This is a genomic window from Streptomyces sp. NPDC111507 (assembly GCF_055638955.1).
This window is the reverse complement of sequence record NZ_JBVKBU010000018.1, coordinates 162,704-180,849: the sequence shown is the minus strand read 5'-3', so window position 1 is coordinate 180,849 and position 18,146 is coordinate 162,704. Positions and strand designations below refer to the sequence as shown.

Below are 18,146 nucleotides of genomic sequence, written 5' to 3'. Positions count from 1 at the left end.
GATGAGGCCGATGAGGTTCACCAGGGTTCACCAGGTGAGGGCCGCCCACACTCCGGCGCCCAGGACCGCCGCCGCGTAGCAGCCGACCGCCGAGTGGACGACCCGCTGCCGTGTCCGCTCGCTCCACGGCGTGTGCGACAGCAGCCAGGCCAGCGCGGGCAGGACCAGCACGGCGTGCAGGCTCACTCCGTGCAGCGGCTTGAGCGGGGCCGTCGAGTGGTACGCCGCCTCCTGGTGACCGGTGCGGGTGAGGACGACCCCGCGCGCGATCATCGCGGCGCCCGACGCCAACGCGACGAGCAGGATCGCGAATCCGGAGCGCAGCGCGAGCGGCATCCCCAGAGGGCCCGTGGGCCGGTTCCTGAAGGAGGCCACCGCGAACACGGTGAGCAGCACCACGAGAACCCCGCCGCCCACCGCGAGCGTCATCGACACCGCCGTGTCGAAGCCGGTCTCCATGTTGAGGTGCGAGGGCACCCGGCGCCACGCCTGAAGGGTGATCCCGCCCACCTCCACGACACAGTCGGCGGCGAACACGACGAGCAGCGCCGAGCGCAGACGCGTTCCGACCCGCAGATACGACGTGACCCACGTGATCGCGATCAGCGTCAGCCCGAAAGAGAGCCCGAACGTGACGGGCTTGCGCCAGGAGACGGGCCCGTCCCAGGGGCCTCCGTCCACGGCGAAGACGACCAGATGCGCCAGCCCGGAGAGCACCAGCACGGCGCCGGTCGCGTGGCAGAGCCGCTCGGCGGGACACACTCCGTGCCACGCCCCACGCCACGCGAGGCCCACCGGAGACGGTCGTGTCGGAGACGGCCGTGCGGTGGGGGCGACGGCGGTGGTCACGGCGGGAGCGGGGGTTTTGCTGCGGCTCTCCATGAGGTCCAAGCTTCGGCGGCCAGGGCCGTGAGGTCGTCGTACGGCCGAAGACTCCGGTGGTACGCCCCGTGGAGTAGGCGGGGATCCAGGCCGTTGTCGGTCCGCGAACGTAGGCTCGGAGGTGCCGCGTGGTGCGCTTGACACCAAAATCGAACATCCATTCTTATGGAATCTCCGGCTGGGCTCTCGGCGGGGATTTCGGCAGGGTTTTCACAGAGATGTACCCGAGTTATCCACAGGCTGGACGGGCGTCGGGGCGCATTGTCAGTGGCAGGCGTTAGCGTCTTTGACGTGAAGCGATCGACTCAAGCAAACCGGGTGGAACCCATGGCAGGTACGGACCGCGAGAAGGCGCTCGACGCCGCGCTCGCACAGATTGAACGGCAATTCGGCAAGGGCGCGGTGATGCGCCTGGGCGAGCGGCCGAACGAGCCCATCGAGGTCATCCCCACCGGGTCGACCGCGCTCGACGTGGCCCTCGGTGTCGGTGGCCTGCCGCGCGGCCGAGTGGTGGAGGTGTACGGCCCGGAGTCCTCCGGTAAGACGACGCTGACGCTGCACGCGGTGGCGAACGCGCAGAAGGCCGGCGGCCAGGTGGCCTTCGTGGACGCCGAGCACGCCCTCGACCCCGAGTACGCGAAGAAGCTCGGTGTCGACATCGACAACCTGATCCTGTCCCAGCCGGACAACGGCGAGCAGGCGCTGGAAATCGTGGACATGCTCGTCCGCTCCGGCGCGCTCGACCTGATCGTCATTGACTCCGTCGCCGCCCTGGTGCCGCGCGCGGAGATCGAGGGCGAGATGGGCGACTCGCACGTGGGTCTGCAGGCCCGCCTGATGAGCCAGGCCCTGCGGAAGATCACCAGCGCGCTCAACCAGTCGAAGACCACCGCGATCTTCATCAACCAGCTGCGCGAGAAGATCGGCGTGATGTTCGGCTCCCCGGAGACCACGACGGGTGGCCGGGCGCTGAAGTTCTACGCCTCGGTGCGACTCGACATCCGCCGTATCGAGACGCTGAAGGACGGCACCGACGCGGTCGGCAACCGCACCCGAGTCAAGGTCGTCAAGAACAAGGTCGCGCCGCCCTTCAAGCAGGCCGAGTTCGACATCCTCTACGGGCACGGCATCAGCCGCGAGGGCGGCCTGATCGACATGGGCGTGGAGCACGGCTTCGTCCGCAAGGCCGGCGCCTGGTACACGTACGAGGGCGACCAGCTCGGCCAGGGCAAGGAGAACGCGCGCAACTTCCTGAAGGACAACCCCGACCTCGCCAACGAGATCGAGAAGAAGATCCTGGAGAAGCTGGGCGTCGGTGTGAGGCCGGCGGAGCCCACCGCCGAGCCGGGCGCGGACGCGGCGGTCTCGACCGCCTCGGACGAGGCCGCGAAGACGGTGCCCGCTCCGGCGGCCAAGGCCACCAAGTCCAAGGCCGCGGCGGCCAAGAGCTAGTCCATGACGCGACGAACCGACTGGGCCGAGTACGCCTACCCCGTCCCCCCGCGGGGGCAGGGGCACGGGGGGAACGGCGACTCGGCCGGAGACGGTGAAAGAGCGCACGGCGGGGACGGGCCGTACGAGGATGAGACGTACGGCGGCTCCTCCGCGTACTCCGGTGACACGTATGGCCCCGAGGGGTTCCATGGCGGGGATCCGTACGGCAGTGACGGTCCGGCGGGCGACGGCGAAGGCGACGGCCTGACGGACGGTCACGGTTCTTCGGGCGGTGGACCGCGCCGTGGCGGTGGGCGGCGCGGCGACGGGGGGCGCGGCGATGGGGGGCCGCGAGGTGGACGAGGGCGTCGGAGGCGTGGCGGTTTCGGTGAGCCGCCCGACGACCCACAGGACGGAGGCATTCCTTCCTCGTCGAGGGCCGAGAAGGGGGAGCCTCCAGCGGACCCGGCTGAGCGGGCGCGGGCGATCTGTCTGCGCCTGCTCACCGGGACCCCGCGCACGCGGAAACAGCTCGCGGACGCGTTGCGCAAGCGTGAGATCCCCGACGATGTGGCGGACGAGGTGCTGTCACGGTTCGAGGAGGTCGGGCTGATCAACGACGGTGCCTTCGCGGACGCCTGGGTGGAGTCCCGGCACCACGGCCGGGGTCTGGCCCGGCGGGCGCTCGCGCGGGAGCTGCGGACCAAGGGTGTGGACTCGACGCTGATCGACGAGGCCGTCGGGCAGCTCGACTCCGAGCAGGAAGAGGCGACGGCGCGCGAGCTCGTCGCGCGCAAGCTCCGCGCCACGCGCGGCCTCGACCGCGACAAACGGTTGCGACGCCTCGCGGGCATGCTCGCCCGCAAGGGCTACTCCGAAGGGATGGCGCTACGCGTGGTTCGCCAGGCGCTGGAGAAAGAGGGGGAGGACACGGAGGGCTTGGGGGACGAGGGGTTCTGAGCCTTGGGGTGGGGGTGGGGACTGAATGCCGGTGGGCGCACGGGGGGCCGATCGCGTTCAGAGGGGCGACGGGTCTCCGGGGTCGAGGGGCGCGGTCCGAGGGGGTGAGTCCGTAAGACTTCGGGCGAGAGAAGGCTGACCCAGGGGCTCGAGGGGCGGCTCGGTGGCAGAGCGGCATCTGTGCGGGGTGATGACCTGCGCGTGCGTTCGGCTCCAGGTCTCGCCTGGAGCCCGGCCCCCGAGTTAGGTGTCTCCGGTCTCCCGCCTTCGCCCTGGTCCTCGCCCTCGATTACGACTCTGGCCCTGATCGTGATCCCGGGTCCGACTGCGGCCTCGACCTCGTACCCGGCCCGAACCCGCCCCCGCCCCCGCCGCGAAGCCGCCCCCAGACCCGCCCCGCCCCGGCCCCGGCCTCGAACCCCGCCCTGATCCTTCCGTCTCCCCACCCCCGTCCGACCCAGGACTGTCCAACTCCCCTTCGTGAGGGTGGGGTTAACCCCCGGAGGGAGACGCCGGGTTGCCGCAATGCACAGGTGTCTGTGCACAGACGACTGTGTATGCATGGCACAGGAACCCGGCGCGGAACCCTTGGTGAGGCAGGGGGAGGAGACTTCGCGCGGCCCCACCGAGCTCTCCGACCTCGCCACGCTCAAGGCCCTCGCGCAGCCCCGTCGGCAGCGCATGCTTCAGCACCTCACCGTGCACGGCCCCGCCACCTCGGCGACGCTGGCCCGGGCGCTCGGGCTCAATACCGGAGCCACCAGCTATCACCTGCGTGAGCTCGCTCGGTACGGGTTCGTGGAGGAAGTGGACCGACCGGCTGAGGCGGGCGGCCACGGCAGGGAGCGCTGGTGGCGGGCCGTCCCCGGGGACCGCCGCTTCCCGCCGCGCAGTCGGCAGAGCCCCGAGATGCGGCTCGTCATGGATGAGCTGAACCACCACGCGTACGCCGCCGACCTCGAACTCTTCGAGCAGATGCAGATGCAGGCGCAGAGGCAGCTACGGACCCGGGGCGTGGACGGGGAGGTGGGCGAAGCCGATCCCTGGGTCGACGCCTTCCCCTATTCGCGCGGCAGCATCCGGCTGACGCTCCCCGAACTCCGCGCGTTCTTCGAGGAGTACATCGCGCTCCTCAACCGCTACAAGCGCCCCGAGGCCGACACCCCGCCCAGCGCCCGCACCGTGCTCACCCGGTTCCTCGCCTTCCCTGCCCCAGACGTCGCGTCCGACGCCTCACCCGAGAACCGCCCGGCACCCCACGACAGACCAGGGAGCGACCCCTCATGATGCTGCGTTACGCCCTGCAGACCGTCCGAGCCCGCAAAAGTGGCTTCCTCGGTGCTTTCTTCGCCTTGATGTGCGCGGCCGCTCTCATCACCGCCTGCGGCACCCTCCTGGAGACGGGCCTGCGCGGCACGATCGCCACCGAACGGTATGCCGCGACGCCCGTCGTGGTCTCCGCCGACCAGAACGTCCACCAGACCACCGTCAAACACAAGAAGGGCAAGACCAAGGTCAAACACAAGGCCAAGCCGATCGCCGAACGGGCCTGGCTCCCGGACGACCTCGCCACCGAGCTCCGGAAGGTGCCCGGCGTACGTGAGGTCATCCCCGAACTGACCTTCCTGGCCGAGCCCTTGGCACCCGGCGGGGCCGTCGACGAGGACCGGCCCGCCTACGGGCACGCCTGGGACTCCGCCGCGCTGACCCCGTACACCCTCACCACCGGCACCGCCCCCAGGGCCGACGGCGATCTCGTCGTCGACCGCCGTCTCGCCGAGCGCGCCCACCTCGAGCCCGGCGACCGGCTCACCGTCCAGTCGACGCAGAGCCCGCGGACCTACCGGGTGACCGGAATCGCCGCCCCCGCCCAAGAGGTGCGGCACCAGACCGCCCTCTTCTTCTCCACCGCCGAAGCCCGCCGCCTCGCCGCCCACCCCGGACAGGTCACCGCCTTCGGGGTGCTTCCCACCAAGGGCACGGACGCGGCCGTGCTGAAGCGATCGGTCAGCATGGCGCTGCACGGAACCCAGGCGCCGCACGCTACGACCGCGCAGGTCAGCGCCGGTGACGGCCGAGGACCGGTGGAGTTCCTGGACGCGGCCGCCGCGCGTACGAAGCTGGTCAGCATGGGCGGTGCGATGGGCGGCACCTCACTGCTCGTGGCCGTCCTCGTCGTGGTCGGGACCTTCGCGCTCTCCGTGCAGCAGCGCCATCGCGAACTTGCCCTGCTGCGCGCCATCGCCGCCACGCCGGGCCAGATCCGGGCGCTCCTCGGCCGTGAGGCACTGATCGTCGGGGCCGCCGCGGGGACCACCGGCGCGCTTGCCGGGCTGCCGCTGGGCAGTTGGCTGCACGGCCGGTTCGTGGCCATGGGCGCCGTGCCGGCCACGCTTCAGCACACGGTCAGCGTCTTCCCGCCGCTCGCCGCGCTCGCCGCGACACTGCTCGGTGCCTGGGCCGCCGCCCGTATCTCCTCGCGCCGGATCGCCCGGATCCGCCCGGCCGAGGCGCTCGCCGAAGCCAGGGCCGAGCGCACCCGCCCGGCGTGGGGGCGGATCCTCGCGGGTCTCGCCCTGCTCGCCGGCGGTGCCGTCCTCGTCGCCGTGCTCAGTGTCCTGCGCACGGAACCCGCCTCGACTCCCGTGACCTTCCTGGCCGTCGTGGTCCTCGCCTCCTCCGTCGCGCTGCTCGGTCCGCTGCTGGTCAGGGCGGCCGTAGCCGTACTCGGAGGTCCGCTCGCGCTGACCGGACCCAGCAGTCGGCTGGCGCGTGCCAACCTCCGTGGCCATGCCGCCCGGATGGCCTCCGTCGTCACTCCTCTGACCCTCCTCATCGGCATGACCTGCACCGTCCTTTTCGTCCAGCCGACCCTGGGCCACGCGGCCCGCGCCCAGGCCCGCGAGGGCATCCGCGCCGACTGGGTGGTGGCCGCCCAGGGCCCGGGCGTACCGGCCGAGGCCGCACGGCGGCTGCGTACGCAGCACGACATCGTCACCGAAGTGGTCCGCACGACCGTCCGTGTGGGACTCGACAAGTACGCGGCGCAGGGCGTCACACCCGGGGGCCTCACCCGCACCTGGGACCCGGACGTCACCGCCGGCTCCCTGGAGAAGCTCACCGAGGACACCGTCGCCGTCAGCGAACTCGCCGCAGACCAGCTCCACCTGAAGCCCGGCAGTCCCCTGAAACTCACGCTGGGCGACGGAACACCCGTCACGCCGACCGTCGTGGCCGTCTACGCCAAGGGCCTCGGTTTTGGCGACCTCACCTTCGCCCATGACCTGGTCGCCCGCCATGTGGACGACCCGCTCGCGACCTCCGTCCTCGTCAGCACCGCCCGTACACAGACACAACTCGTGACTACCCTCCGTGAGTTCCCGGGGATCCATGTCCTCGCCGCGGCCGCCGCCGACTCGATCCAGGCCGCACGGCAGCAGGCGAACGCCGAGGTCAACTACCTCGCCATGGGACTCGTCCTGGCCTTCACCGCCATCGCCGTCGTCAACACGCTGGCCATGTCGGTCTCGGAACGTGTCCGAGAGTTCGCGCTGCTGCGCCTCGCCGGGGCGACCCGACGCCAGGTGCTGGGGATGCTGCGCACGGAGGCGCTCTCCGTCCTGCTGCTCGCCACCGCACTCGGCAGCGCCATCGCGCTCGCCGTCCTCACCGCGTTCAGCGTCGGCATGACGGGCGAGGCGGCTCCGGCGGTCACACCCCTGGCGTACGTCGCCGTGGTCGCGCTCGCCGGGCTGCTCGCGCTCGTCGCCACCGCGTTGCCGGGCCGGGTGGCGTTGCGGGTGAGCCCGGTCACAGTGGCCACGGCCAAGGAGTAGCACCGCGACCACGTACGTGCCGCGACCAAATACGCGCCGCCGCACGGTGATCGTGCGCCCGGAGCTAAGCGGGTCGGGCGAAGTCCGCGGCGGTTCGGCGGCGCCCTTAAGGGGCGCGGGGAACTGCGCGACCGGCCACGATGGAGCCGCAGACGATCGACGGCACCTCCCCGCACTTCGAGCGGAGCGCTTAGGCCGTCACCGGGAGACCGGCCGCCTTCCACGCCTGGAAGCCGCCGACCAGGTCGGTCGCCCGGTGCAGTCCGAGCTGGTGGAGGGAGACGGCGGCGAGGCTGGAGGCGTACCCCTCGTTGCAGACCACCACGACCCGCAGATCATGGCCCGTGGCCTCCGGGGCGCGGTGGCTGCCCTGGGGGTCGAGCCGCCACTCCAGTTCGTTGCGCTCGACGACGAGGGCGCCGGGGATCAGTCCGTCGCGCTCGCGCAGGGCGGCGTACCGGATGTCGACGAGGAGGGCTTCGCCGGCCTGCGTGGCGGAGTACGCCTCCTCGGCCTCCACCCGGTCGAGTCCCTCGCGGACCCATTCCAGAAACGTGTCGATACCCACCGGGCGGGGTGCGCTCATTGCCAGTCCTCCGGACGCTCGACGTGCTCCAGGCGCAGTACCTGCCCCGTGCGGCTGTAGCGGCGGATCCGGGGCAGCGGCGGGTAGTACGCGTGGACGGAGATCGCGTGCTCCTCGGTGGACTCGTTCAGCACCTCGTGCACGTGGTGGCGGCCGAAGGAGCGGCCCTCGCCGGTCGGCAGCCGACGTTCGCGGTCGACGTCCTCGGAGAGTTCGAGGGTCTTCCAGCCGTCGGTGGGCAGGCGGGCGGCGAGCGAGTACTCCTTGAGTTCGCCCGCGGCGGCGACGAAGGCGCCGACCGAGTCGGCGTGGTCGTGCCAGCCGGTCCCGGTGCCGGGGGGCCAGCCGATGAGCCAGGCCTCGCTGCCGCCGGGGCCCACCAGACGCACCCAGGTGCGGCCCTCGGGGTCGAGCGGGAGGGAGCTGATCAGTTCGGCGTCGGCGGCGGTGCGGCGCACGAAATCGAACAGGTCGGCCTGGGCGGGGGCCTGGACCGGTGCGGAGGGGGAAAACGCGGGGGAGGGGGTGGACACAGACACGGGTACCGTCCTGGGCGTTCGCGTGGGTGCGCGCGGCAGCCGACAGGGAGGGGCGGCGCGCGGGGTGAGAAGAGCTGCGAATTCAGCAGGACGGGCGACACACGCAGCCCGCATAGCGGACGAGGTCCATATGGACCCTCCGCCACAGGCGCACACAGGTGTCGGTCACGATCCGGAGTACACCATGGCGGTCCGGGCCGGTCAACTCACTGTCACTATGTGGACCATACGGTGACCGAGGGTGCCGCGATGGCCGTGGCTCCGACCCCCGGACGAGTTCGGCTGCCTGAGCCTGGTGGTCCGGGGCGGGCCGGACCACCAGGGTCGTCAGGTCGTACTCGCCGCGGTCTCCGCTTCCGCTTCCGCCGTGGCGGGGCCGCCCAGTGCCGTCTCGGCCGCCGCGTACAGGTCGGCCGGGCGCACCCCGCTCAGCGCGCTGACCAGGTGGCCGTCGGGGCGCACCAGGAGCACGGTGTGTGCCGCCGCGCCGGGATAGCTCTCGGCGACCAGCAGCTCGGCGCGATGCGGCAGCGCGGTCACCGCGGCCGCGAGCCGGGGCATGATCCCGGCCGTCACCCAGTGCTTGCGCGCCCACACGCCCGTACCCGGAGCGATCAGTACGACGAGCAGCACCCCGCGACCGAGCCGCTCCCGCAGCTGTACGAACGAGCCGTCCTCCGCGGTCACGCGTACGTCGACGACCGGCGCACCGGGAGCCGTGTCCACCGGGGTCTCCGACTCGGTGTGCGCGGGCGCGAGCGGCGAGTCGACGTACGCCCCCGGTGCACCCAGCGGGCCGCGTCCCAGGTGGCCGTCCGTGAGCAGCGCGTCGTGGCCACGGGCCGACCCGGGGACGTACGAGCGCAGGCCTCCGCCGCCGCGCAGCAATGGCAGCGCCTGGTCGGCGGCGCGCAGCCGGGCGGCGACGACGGCCCGCCGCTCCGCCTGGTAGCTGTCGAGCAGTGCCTCGTGCGGGCCGTGGTGCCAGGCGAGCGCCAGCTTCCAGGCGAGGTTGTCGGCGTCGCGCAGGCCTTCGTCCAGGCCCTGGGTGCCGAGCGCGCCGAGCAGGTGCGCGGCGTCCCCGGCGAGGAAGACCCGGCCGGCCCGCCAGCGGCGGGCGAGGCGGTGGTGGATGGTGTGGACTCCGGTGTCGAGCAGCTCGTACGGGGGTGTGGAGCCCGCGTTCCAGCCCGCGAGGGTCTCACGGATACGCGCCACCAGCAGGTCGGGCGTGACCAGGTCCTTGCCGGGCGGCAGCAGCCAGTCCAGCCGCCACACGTCGTCGGCGAGGGGGCGCGCGGTCACCTCCCCGCTCGCGGGGCCCGACGTCCGCCACGGAGGCATCCGGTGCAACAACGCCTGGCCGGGCCAGGGAAGTTCCGTACGCAGCGCCGCGACGGCGTATCGTTCGACGGCTGTACGTCCGGGGAAGCGGATGTCCTGGAGCTTGCGCACGGTCGAGCGCGGTCCGTCGCAGCCGACCAGGTAACTGCCGCGCCACCATGTGCCGTTGGGACCGCGGGTGTGCGCCGTGACGCCCGAGGACTCCTGCTCGATCGAGTCGAGGCGGCTGCCCACGGCGACCTTGATCAGCCGCTCGTGGATGATGGCCTCGCGCAGGGCGCCGGTCAGCGCGTGCTGGGCGAGGTGCAGCGGGGCGGGCGCGTCGGCGCCCTCGGAGTCCTGCGCGTCCGCGGTCGGGCCGAGCCCAGCGCTTTTCAGGCCGTGCGCGCTCCCCTTCGGGTCGCGTGCGCTCCCCCCGGAGCGCTGAGCGCCACTCCCCGAGCCGTGCGCGCCGCCCCCAAAGGCCCGCGCGCCGCCCCCAAAGGCCTGCGTGCCGCTTACCGCGCCGTGCGCCGCGCCCCCGGGGCCGTGCGCATCGGCTTCGAAGTCCGGCGAGTCCGTGTCGGACGCCCGGGCGGCGAAGTCGATCTCGCGCATCACCTGCTTGCGCCGCATCGACCGCCATCCGGCCCAACGGAAACCGGCATCGGTGAGGGGCAGGCCCGTCAGGCGCTCGACGAGCGCGGCCGTGTCCTCGCGCAGCACCACCGTCCGCGCGAGCCGTTGTTCATCCTTGCCCGGCCCCTCGTCGAGGACCACGGAGGGGACCTCCTGGCGTGCCAGCGCAAGGGCCAGCGTGAGGCCCACGGGCCCCGCGCCGACGATGATCACCGGGTCCACGGCGCGCGGCCCCCTGCCCGGAGCGGTGTCCTGAGGAACGTTCGGGAACAGGCAGTTGGAACGGGGTGCACGATCACAGAACGTATGCAACCCATTGCCGGTGCTTGCGTCAAGTGACGGGGGCAGTGGCGATCATGCCACTGCCCCCGTTGACGCGGATGAAGGGTGAGGATCCGTCAGATGGAGTTGCCGCCGCCCGCGCCGGTCGACTCCGTGCCCCCGACCGCGGCCGGCGCGAGCACCACGCCCGTCGACTTCTTGCCGCGCCGCAGTCGACCCTCCAGCCAGCTCGCGAAGCTCGTGAGGCTGAAGTTGAGCGCGATGTAGATCAGGGCCACGACGGTGAAGCTGGCGATGGTGTTCGCGCCGTAGTACGCGCTCATCGGGCTGACGGAGGCGAGCAGCTCGGGGAAGGTGAGGACCGCGCCGCCGAGCGCGGTGTCCTTCACGATCACGACGAGCTGGCTGACGATCGCCGGCAGCATCGCGGTGACCGCCTGCGGCAGCAGGATGAACCGCATGACCTGGTTCTTGCGCAGACCGACGGCCATGGCCGCCTCGGACTGCCCCTTGGGCAGCGACAGGATGCCCGCGCGGACGATCTCCGCGAGGACCGAGGAGTTGTAGAGCACCAGTCCCGTGATGACCGCGTAGAGCGGACGGTCGTCCGAGCTGGTGTTCGTGTACGCGGAGTACGCGGCGTCGGCGAAGATCATGAGGACCAGCACCGGGATGGCGCGGAAGAACTCCACGATCGCGGCCGCCGGGATGCGTATCCAGGCGTGGTCGGAGAGCCGGGCTATGCCGAAGAAGGCGCCGAGCGGCAGAGCGATGACCATGGCGAGGGCCGCGGCCTTCAGGGTGTTCTGCAGCCCCGGCCAGAGGTACGTGCTCCAGGCCTCGCCGTGGACGAAGGGCTTCCACTTCTCCCAGGCGAGCTGGTCCTTGTCGTTGAGGCTGGTGATCACCCACCACAACAGGGCCGCGAAGGCGACCAGGAACAGCGCCGAGTAGAGGATGTTGCGCCGCTTGGCGCGGGGGCCCTGGGTGTCGTACAGGACGGACGTCATCGCTTTACCGCCACCTTCTTGCCCACCCAGCCGAGGAGGAGGCCGGTCGGCAGCGTCAGACACATGAACCCGAAGGCGAAGACGGCCGAGATCGCGATGAGTTGGGCCTCGTTCTCGATCATGGACTTCATCAGGGTGGCCGCTTCGGCGACACCGATCGCGGCCGCCACCGTGGTGTTCTTCGTCAGGGCGATCAGCACGTTCGTCAGCGGACCGACGACCGAACGGAACGCCTGGGGAAGCACGACCAGGGTCAGGACCTGGGTGAAGTTCAGACCGATGGCGCGGGCCGCCTCCGCCTGACCGACGGGCACGGTGTTGATGCCGGAGCGCAGCGCCTCGCAGACGAAGGCCGAGGTGTAGGCGATCAGACCGAGCACGGCCAGCCGGAAGTTGACCGTGTCGACCTGGTCCGAGCCGAGACTCACCCGCAGGGTCTGGTCGAGGCCCAGCGAGGTGAACAGGATGATCACGGTCAGCGGGATGTTCCGCACTATATTCACGTAGGCGGTGCCGAAACCGCGCATGAGAGGCACCGGACCGACCCGCATGCCGGCCAGCAGGGTTCCCCATATCAGGGAGCCGACGGCTGAGAGGACGGTGAGTTTCACCGTCATCCAGAACGCTCCCAGCAGGTCGTAACCTTGAAGAAAGTCGAACACGATTTCCCGCGCTTCCGCGTGTGGTGATGCCCGGGTGCGCCGCCCCCGAGGGCGGCGCACCGGCGGGCCCGACATCAGCTGACGATGTTGCCGATCTTCGGGGCGGGCTCGTTCTTGTACTCCGCCGGACCGAAGTTCTTGTCCACGGCCTTCTGCCAGGAACCGTCGGACACCATCGCCTCGAGAGCCGTGTTGATCTTGGCCTTGAGGTCGCTGCCCTTCTTGACGCCGATGCCGTAGTTCTCGTTGGTCATCTTGAGGCCGCCGAGCTTGAACTTGCCCTTGAAGGCGGCCTGCGAGGCGTAGCCGGCGAGGATCGAGTCGTCCGTCGTCAGGGCGTCGATCGCCTTGCTCTGCAGACCCGTCAGGCAGGCCGAGTACGTCGGGTACTGCTGGAGCTGGGCCTTGGGCGCCAGCTTGTCGTGCACGTTCTGCGCCGAGGTCGAACCGGTCACGGAACAAAGCTTCTTGCTGTTGAGGTCCGACGGCGACTTGATGGCGGTGTCGTCGGCGCGGATCAGCACGTCCTGGTGGGCGAGCAGGTAAGGGCCGGCGAAGTCGACTTTCGTCTGGCGCTCGGGAGTGATCGAGTAGGAGGCGGCGATGAAGTCGACGTCACCGCGCGAGAGCGCGTTCTCGCGGTCGGCGCTCTTCGTCTCCTTCCACTGGATCTGGTCGGCCTTGTAGCCGAGCTTCCCGGCGACGTACGTGGCGACGTCGACGTCGAAGCCCGAGTAACCCTGCGGCGTCTTCTGGCCGATCCCCGGCTGGTCGAACTTGATACCGATGGTGATCTTCTTGCCGCCGCCGGAGGAGTCGCTGTCCTTCTTGTCGTCCGAACCGCACGCCGTGGCGGTCACGGCGAGTGCGAGCACGACGGCCGAGGCGGCGGTGACCTTGCGGAGCTTCATGGTGAACATCCTTTGGGTGGGGAGGAGATGCGGGTCCTCAGGCATGGGCTTCAGTGGTGAACGTCGGTTCGGAAACGAACTTCAGTGATGAAGAAGCGCAGGCCCTCAGTGGTGAAGGATCTTCGACAGGAAGTCCTTGGCGCGGTCGCTGCGGGGATTGCTGAAGAACTGGTCCGGCACGGCCTCTTCGACGATGCGACCGTCGGCCATGAAGACCACCCGGTTGGCAGCCGAACGGGCGAAGCCCATCTCGTGGGTGACGACGATCATCGTCATGCCGTCGCTCGCGAGCTGCTGCATGACCTCCAGGACCTCGTTGATCATCTCGGGGTCGAGCGCCGAGGTCGGCTCGTCGAAGAGCATGACCTTGGGGTCCATCGCCAGCGCCCGCGCGATCGCGACCCGCTGCTGCTGACCGCCCGACAACTGCGCGGGGTACTTGTCCGCCTGGGTGCCCACACCCACCCGGTCCAGCAGTCCGCGGGCCTTCTCCTCGGCCGCCTTCTTGTCGGCCTTGCGGACCTTGATCTGGCCCAGCATCACGTTCTCGAGCACCGTCTTGTGCGCGAAGAGGTTGAAGGACTGGAAGACCATGCCCACGTCGGCCCGCAGCCGGGCCAGTGCCTTGCCCTCGTCGGGCAGCGGCTTGCCGTCGATGGTGATGTCGCCCGAATCGATCGTCTCCAGGCGGTTGATGGTGCGGCACAGGGTGGACTTCCCGGACCCGGAGGGCCCGATGACCACGACGACCTCGCCGCGCGCGATCGTCAGGTCGATGTCCTGGAGCACGTGCAACGCGCCGAAGTGCTTGTTGACGCTCTTCAGGACGACCAGGTCCTCGGTCGCGGCCACGGCATCCTTGGCCACCGATACTTCGGTCATCGCTCTGGGGCTCCGTCCTCCTCGGTTTCGGTGGACAGTAGTGACCCCGTGCGACCAGCGTCATTACATCTGAGGGGAACTTGAGCATCACGATCCGGTAGCAATCGGACACGTGTCGTAGCAGCTGTTGCGCGGCCGTGTGCCGGCCGCGTACCGGCTGGGTAACGGAAGCCCTCCGCGACCCGATGCCTCTTGACGCGGTCGTGACCCATCGGCGTGACTTCCTTGGTGCACACGCGTGTGCGCCGCGATCCAACAGGATCGGACCGTACGACCGATGAACCGGAGGGGGCCGGAGTGAGACTGCTGCTCGTCGAGGACGACAACCACGTCGCGGCCGCCCTGTCCGCGGTGCTGGCGCGACATGGCTTCGACGTCACGCACGCCCGCAGCGGCGAGGAGGCCCTGCAGGCGCTGGTTCCGGAGAGCGACGGCTTCGGTGTGGTCCTGCTCGACCTGGGCCTGCCCGACCAGGACGGCTACGAGGTCTGCGGCAAGATCCGCAAACGCACCAGCACTCCGGTGATCATGGTCACCGCCCGCTCCGACGTACGGTCCCGGATCCACGGCCTCAACCTCGGCGCCGACGACTACGTGGTGAAGCCCTACGACACCGGTGAACTGCTCGCCCGTATCCACGCCGTCAGCCGGCGCAGCGTCCCCGACGACGACGTCGCCGGCTCCGGCGACACCGCGCTGCGGCTCGGGCCGGTCCGTATCGAACTGCCCACCCGTCAGGTCAGCGTCGACGGTTCGCTGGTCCAACTGACCCGCAAGGAGTTCGACCTGCTCGCGCTGCTCGCCCAGCGGCCAGGGGTGGTCTTCCGCCGGGAGCAGATCATCAGCGAGGTGTGGCGCACCAGTTGGGAGGGGACAGGGCGCACCCTGGAGGTGCATGTCGCGTCCCTGCGTTCCAAGCTGCGCATGCCGGCGCTGATCGAGACCGTGCGCGGCGTGGGGTACCGGCTCGTCGCTCCCACGGCGTAGCGTGCACCGGTGCGCACCCGCCTCCTTCCGCTGCTCATCGTCCTGATGGCGGCCGTGCTGCTCGCGCTCGGCATCCCGCTCGCCGTGAGTGTCGCGGCCGCCGAGCAACAGCGTGTGGTCGTCGACCGCATCGACGACACGGCACGCTTCGCCGCCCTCGCGCAGTTCGTCACCGACCAGCCGGCCGGCGGCTCCCGGGTGGGCACGACGGACGAGCGCGGGGAGACCCTGCGCAAGGAACTCGTCGCGTACTACGAGGTGTACGGCATCCGTGTCGGCGTCTTCTACCGCGACCTCGCGCCCATGGCCAACGCGCCCGAGAACTGGTACCTGGCCGCGAAGGGCGAGGGGCGTGACGCCTTCAACGAGGCGCTCCTGGGCCGCCGCAGCCACGATCCGGAGCAGGTCTGGCCGTGGCAGCGCAACCGGCTCCTCGTCGCCTCGCCGGTCATCCGGGACGGTGACGTCATCGCGGTCGTGGTCACCGACTCGCCCACCGGACAGATGCGTTCGAAGATCCTGCACGGCTGGCTGATCATCGGCGCGGGCGAGGTCGCCGCGATGCTCCTCGCCCTCGGCGCGGCGCTGCGGCTGACGGGCTGGGTGCTCAGGCCCGTACGCGTCCTCGACGCCACCACCCACGACATCGCGACCGGGCGGCTGAAGTCGCGGGTCGCGGTCGCGGGCGGTCCGCCGGAACTCAGGCGCCTGGCCCGGTCGTTCAACGAGATGGCGGACAACGTCGAAGACGTCCTGGAACAGCAGCGTGCCTTCGTCGCCGACGCCTCGCACCAGTTGCGCAACCCGCTCTCGGCGCTGCTGCTGCGCATCGAACTGCTCGCGCTCGAACTGCCGGAGGACAATGAGGAGATCGCGTCGGTCCGCACCGAGGGCAAGCGCCTCGCCGAGGTCCTGGACGACCTGCTCGACCTGGCGCTCGCCGAGCACGCCGAGGCGGACCTGCGGCTGACCGACATCGGTGAGCTGGCGGCCGAGCGCGTCGCGTCCTGGTCACCACTGGCCGACAGCAGGGGCGTACGCCTGACCGGCACCTGCCCGGCCACCACCGCCTGGGCCGACCCGGTCACCCTGTCCAGCGCTCTGGACGCGGTGATCGACAACGCGCTGAAGTTCACGCCCGAGGGCGAGGACGTCGAGGTGGCGGTCGCGTCGAACGGCGAGGTCTCGACGGTGGTCGTCACCGACCGCGGTCCGGGCCTCAGCGACGAGGAACTGGCCCGCATCGGCGACCGTTTCTGGCGCAGCGCGGGGCACCAGAACATCAAGGGCTCGGGCCTCGGCCTGTCCATCTCGCGGGTGCTGCTCTCGGCGGGCGGCGGCTCCATCGCGTACGCCCGTCACGAGCCGCACGGCCTCAAGGTGACGGTGACGGTGCCGAGGTCGCGGCCCGAGTCGTGAGCGGGGCGGCCGGGGCCCCCAGGGCGGACGTGGTGGTCGGCGCTACGGCTTGACCGAGCGGTAGTAGCGCCGGGCGCCCTCGTGCAGGGGCAGCGGGTCGGTGTAGATGGCCGTGCGCAGGTCCACCAGCTGGGCCGCGTGCACCTGACGGCCGATGCCGTCGCGGCTGTTGATCACCGTACGGGTGACCTCCTCGGTGAGCCGGGCGTCCGAGTCGTCTCGGGTGATCAGGAAGTTCGCCACCGCCAGCGTCTGCACGGACGAGCCCTGCTGGGCTTCGGGGTAGGCGTCGGCGGGCATCACCGCGGACCGGTAGTAGCGGGCCGCGCCGCCCTGCTCGTGCAGCTTCGCGACGAGGTCGCCGGCGATCGGCACCAGCCTGACGGCGAAGCGCTTCGAGAGCTGCTGCACCGCGCTCGTCGGCAGGCCGCCCGACCAGAAGAAGGCGTCGATCTTGTGCTGTTCGAGCAGGTCCGGCATGGTGCCGATACCGTCCGGAAACGGCTTGATGTCCTTCGTGGAGTCGAGCCCGGCCGCCTGGAGAACATGCTCCGCTATCAGCCGTACCCCGGAACCGTCCGGCCCCACGGCGACCCTCTTGCCCCGCAGGTCCGCCACCGACTGCACGGAAGAGGAGCGCGGGACGACCAGGTGCACATAGTCGTCGTACAGCCGGGCGCAGCCGCGCAGTTGGCCCGACCCCGGCTTGTTCTCCAGGATGTACGTCTCCACCGCGTCGGCCGCCGCGATGGTGAAGTCGGCCTGGCCCGTGGCCACCCGGCGGACGTTCTCCTGCGAGCCGTCGCTGTTCTTCAGCCGGACGTCCAGGCGCGGCATGTCCTTGGCGAGCGCGGTCTGCAGGAGCGTGCCGTACTTCTGGTACACCCCGGTCGGGGTGCCCGTGCTGAACGTGATCCGGCCGCCCGGCGACTCCTCGCCCAGCGGCAGCAGCCACCACAACAGCAGCCCGAACACCACGAGCGCGGCGGCAGAGCCGAACAGCGCGCGGCGCCGGTCGATACGGGGGAGTGGCAGGAACATGCGCGCGATCCTGCCAGCCGGGGGGCCGTCCTGACCAGGGCGGGGCCGAGAGAGGGCGAGAGAGGCCGTGAGGGGGGCGGGAGAGGGGCGGGAGAGGTGCTGCAACGGGTCGGCGGGGGCGGGGAACTGGGCTTGGGATGGTCGGCGGGGGCGGGAAACCGGGCTCGGAATGGTCGGCGGGGGCGGGGAATCGGGCTCGGTAAGGTCGGCGGATGCAGACCTCGCCCGGCTCCCCGGTCACTTCTTCCGAGTCTCCCGATCTCTCCCCCGCAACTCCTTCCCCTGCATCTCCTTCCTCCGTATCTCCCTCCCCCGCATCTCCTTCCCCCGCATCTCCCTCCCCCGTTTCCCTGGTCCGCGAGTTCCACCTCGCTTTCGGGCTCGACGCGCGCAGCACGCCGACGGAGGTCTCCCCGGTGCTCGCCGCCCACCGTGGTGAACTGCTCGCCGAGGAGGCCGCCGAAGTCGCCGAGGTCTCGGTCTCGGGCCCGCTGGACCGGCTGGCGCACGAGCTGGCCGACGTCGTCTACGTGGCGTACGGCACCGCGCTCGTCCACGGCATCGACCTCGACGCGGTGATCGCCGAGGTCCACCGCTCCAACATGACGAAGCTGGGCCCCGACGGCCGCGTCGCCCGCCGGGCCGACGGCAAGGTCCTCAAGGGGGAGCACTACCGGGCGCCGGACGTGTCGGAGGTGCTGCGGGGGCAGGGGTGGAGAGGCGCGGACGCGTAGGCCCCTCTGCTCGATCGGC

General features: G+C 70.7%; 17 protein-coding genes. 7 read left to right on the top strand and 10 right to left on the bottom strand.

Translation table 11 applies throughout. The features are described from left to right. Positions 1 to 27 precede the first annotated feature (27 nt). Positions 28 to 882, bottom strand: a complete 855-nt coding sequence (locus ACZ7M2_RS43880) for a hypothetical protein (protein ID WP_471600063.1) — start codon at positions 880 to 882, stop codon at positions 28 to 30. A 327-nt stretch (positions 883 to 1,209) separates the two neighbouring features. Here ACZ7M2_RS43880 and recA point away from each other — a divergent pair, with 327 nt between their 5' ends. The 4 genes from recA to ACZ7M2_RS43860 all read left to right on the top strand — a co-directional run bounded on the left by recA (position 1,210) and on the right by ACZ7M2_RS43860 (position 7,112). Further along, positions 1,210 to 2,334, top strand: coding sequence for a recombinase RecA (recA, locus tag ACZ7M2_RS43875; protein ID WP_352051072.1), 1,125 nt, complete (start codon positions 1,210 to 1,212; stop codon positions 2,332 to 2,334). Between the two features lie 3 nt (positions 2,335 to 2,337). Further along, the gene (recX, locus tag ACZ7M2_RS43870; RefSeq protein ID WP_471600062.1) at positions 2,338 to 3,276 is read left to right on the top strand and encodes a recombination regulator RecX; all 939 of its coding nucleotides are present in this window, start codon (positions 2,338 to 2,340) and stop codon (positions 3,274 to 3,276) included. Positions 3,277 to 3,837: 561 nt separating this feature from the next. Further along, a complete protein-coding gene (locus ACZ7M2_RS43865; RefSeq protein WP_471600061.1) occupies positions 3,838 to 4,563 on the top strand; it encodes a helix-turn-helix domain-containing protein in 726 nt (241 codons plus the stop codon). Then, positions 4,560 to 7,112 carry an FtsX-like permease family protein gene (locus tag ACZ7M2_RS43860; RefSeq protein ID WP_471600060.1) on the top strand — a complete coding sequence of 851 codons (2,553 nt, stop codon included), beginning with the start codon at positions 4,560 to 4,562 and terminating at the stop codon, positions 7,110 to 7,112. The genes ACZ7M2_RS43865 and ACZ7M2_RS43860 overlap by 4 nt, the downstream gene beginning before the upstream one ends. 190 nt (positions 7,113 to 7,302) lie before the next feature. On the opposite strand, the gene ACZ7M2_RS43855 is transcribed toward ACZ7M2_RS43860, so the two are convergent. The 8 genes from ACZ7M2_RS43855 to ACZ7M2_RS43820 form a co-directional block, all read right to left on the bottom strand. Beyond that, positions 7,303 to 7,698: a rhodanese-like domain-containing protein gene (locus ACZ7M2_RS43855; RefSeq protein WP_471600059.1), complete on the bottom strand. Its 396-nt coding sequence runs from the start codon at positions 7,696 to 7,698 to the stop codon at positions 7,303 to 7,305. Beyond that, a complete protein-coding gene (locus tag ACZ7M2_RS43850) occupies positions 7,695 to 8,231 on the bottom strand; it encodes a cupin domain-containing protein (RefSeq protein ID WP_471600080.1) in 537 nt (178 codons plus the stop codon). The genes ACZ7M2_RS43855 and ACZ7M2_RS43850 overlap by 4 nt, the downstream gene beginning before the upstream one ends. Positions 8,232 to 8,319: 88 nt before the next feature. Further along, entirely contained in the window at positions 8,320 to 8,391 is a 72-nt protein-coding gene (locus tag ACZ7M2_RS43845; protein ID WP_309544753.1) for a putative leader peptide, read from the bottom strand. 173 nt (positions 8,392 to 8,564) lie between these two features. After that, entirely contained in the window at positions 8,565 to 10,421 is a 1,857-nt protein-coding gene (locus ACZ7M2_RS43840) for an FAD-dependent monooxygenase (RefSeq protein WP_471600058.1), read from the bottom strand. Positions 10,422 to 10,597: 176 nt separating this feature from the next. Beyond that, positions 10,598 to 11,491, bottom strand: coding sequence for an amino acid ABC transporter permease (locus ACZ7M2_RS43835; RefSeq protein WP_471600057.1), 894 nt, complete (start codon positions 11,489 to 11,491; stop codon positions 10,598 to 10,600). Continuing rightward, on the bottom strand, positions 11,488 to 12,153 hold the full coding sequence (locus ACZ7M2_RS43830) for an amino acid ABC transporter permease (protein WP_355309396.1): 666 nt from the start codon (positions 12,151 to 12,153) through the stop codon (positions 11,488 to 11,490). The genes ACZ7M2_RS43835 and ACZ7M2_RS43830 overlap by 4 nt, the downstream gene beginning before the upstream one ends. A 74-nt stretch (positions 12,154 to 12,227) precedes the next feature. After that, positions 12,228 to 13,064 (bottom strand): glutamate ABC transporter substrate-binding protein, encoded by an 837-nt coding sequence (locus ACZ7M2_RS43825; protein ID WP_471600056.1) that lies wholly within the window; start codon positions 13,062 to 13,064, stop codon positions 12,228 to 12,230. Between the two features lie 105 nt (positions 13,065 to 13,169). Beyond that, a complete protein-coding gene (locus ACZ7M2_RS43820) occupies positions 13,170 to 13,946 on the bottom strand; it encodes an amino acid ABC transporter ATP-binding protein (RefSeq protein ID WP_054229851.1) in 777 nt (258 codons plus the stop codon). A 297-nt stretch (positions 13,947 to 14,243) separates the two neighbouring features. Between ACZ7M2_RS43820 and ACZ7M2_RS43815 the strand changes: the two genes are divergently transcribed. Both ACZ7M2_RS43815 and ACZ7M2_RS43810 read left to right on the top strand, forming a co-directional pair. Next, a complete protein-coding gene (locus ACZ7M2_RS43815) occupies positions 14,244 to 14,933 on the top strand; it encodes a response regulator transcription factor (protein WP_471600055.1) in 690 nt (229 codons plus the stop codon). A 9-nt stretch (positions 14,934 to 14,942) separates the two neighbouring features. Then, positions 14,943 to 16,352 carry a sensor histidine kinase gene (locus ACZ7M2_RS43810; protein ID WP_352051064.1) on the top strand — a complete coding sequence of 470 codons (1,410 nt, stop codon included), beginning with the start codon at positions 14,943 to 14,945 and terminating at the stop codon, positions 16,350 to 16,352. 42 nt (positions 16,353 to 16,394) lie between these two features. Here ACZ7M2_RS43810 and ACZ7M2_RS43805 read toward each other — a convergent pair whose 3' ends face one another. Next, positions 16,395 to 17,393, bottom strand: a complete 999-nt coding sequence (locus ACZ7M2_RS43805) for a TAXI family TRAP transporter solute-binding subunit (RefSeq protein WP_471600054.1) — start codon at positions 17,391 to 17,393, stop codon at positions 16,395 to 16,397. Between the two features lie 350 nt (positions 17,394 to 17,743). On the opposite strand from ACZ7M2_RS43805, the gene ACZ7M2_RS43800 reads away from it, so the two are divergent. Beyond that, positions 17,744 to 18,127, top strand: a complete 384-nt coding sequence (locus ACZ7M2_RS43800) for a pyrophosphohydrolase domain-containing protein (protein WP_471600079.1) — start codon at positions 17,744 to 17,746, stop codon at positions 18,125 to 18,127. Positions 18,128 to 18,146: the final 19 nt, after the last annotated feature.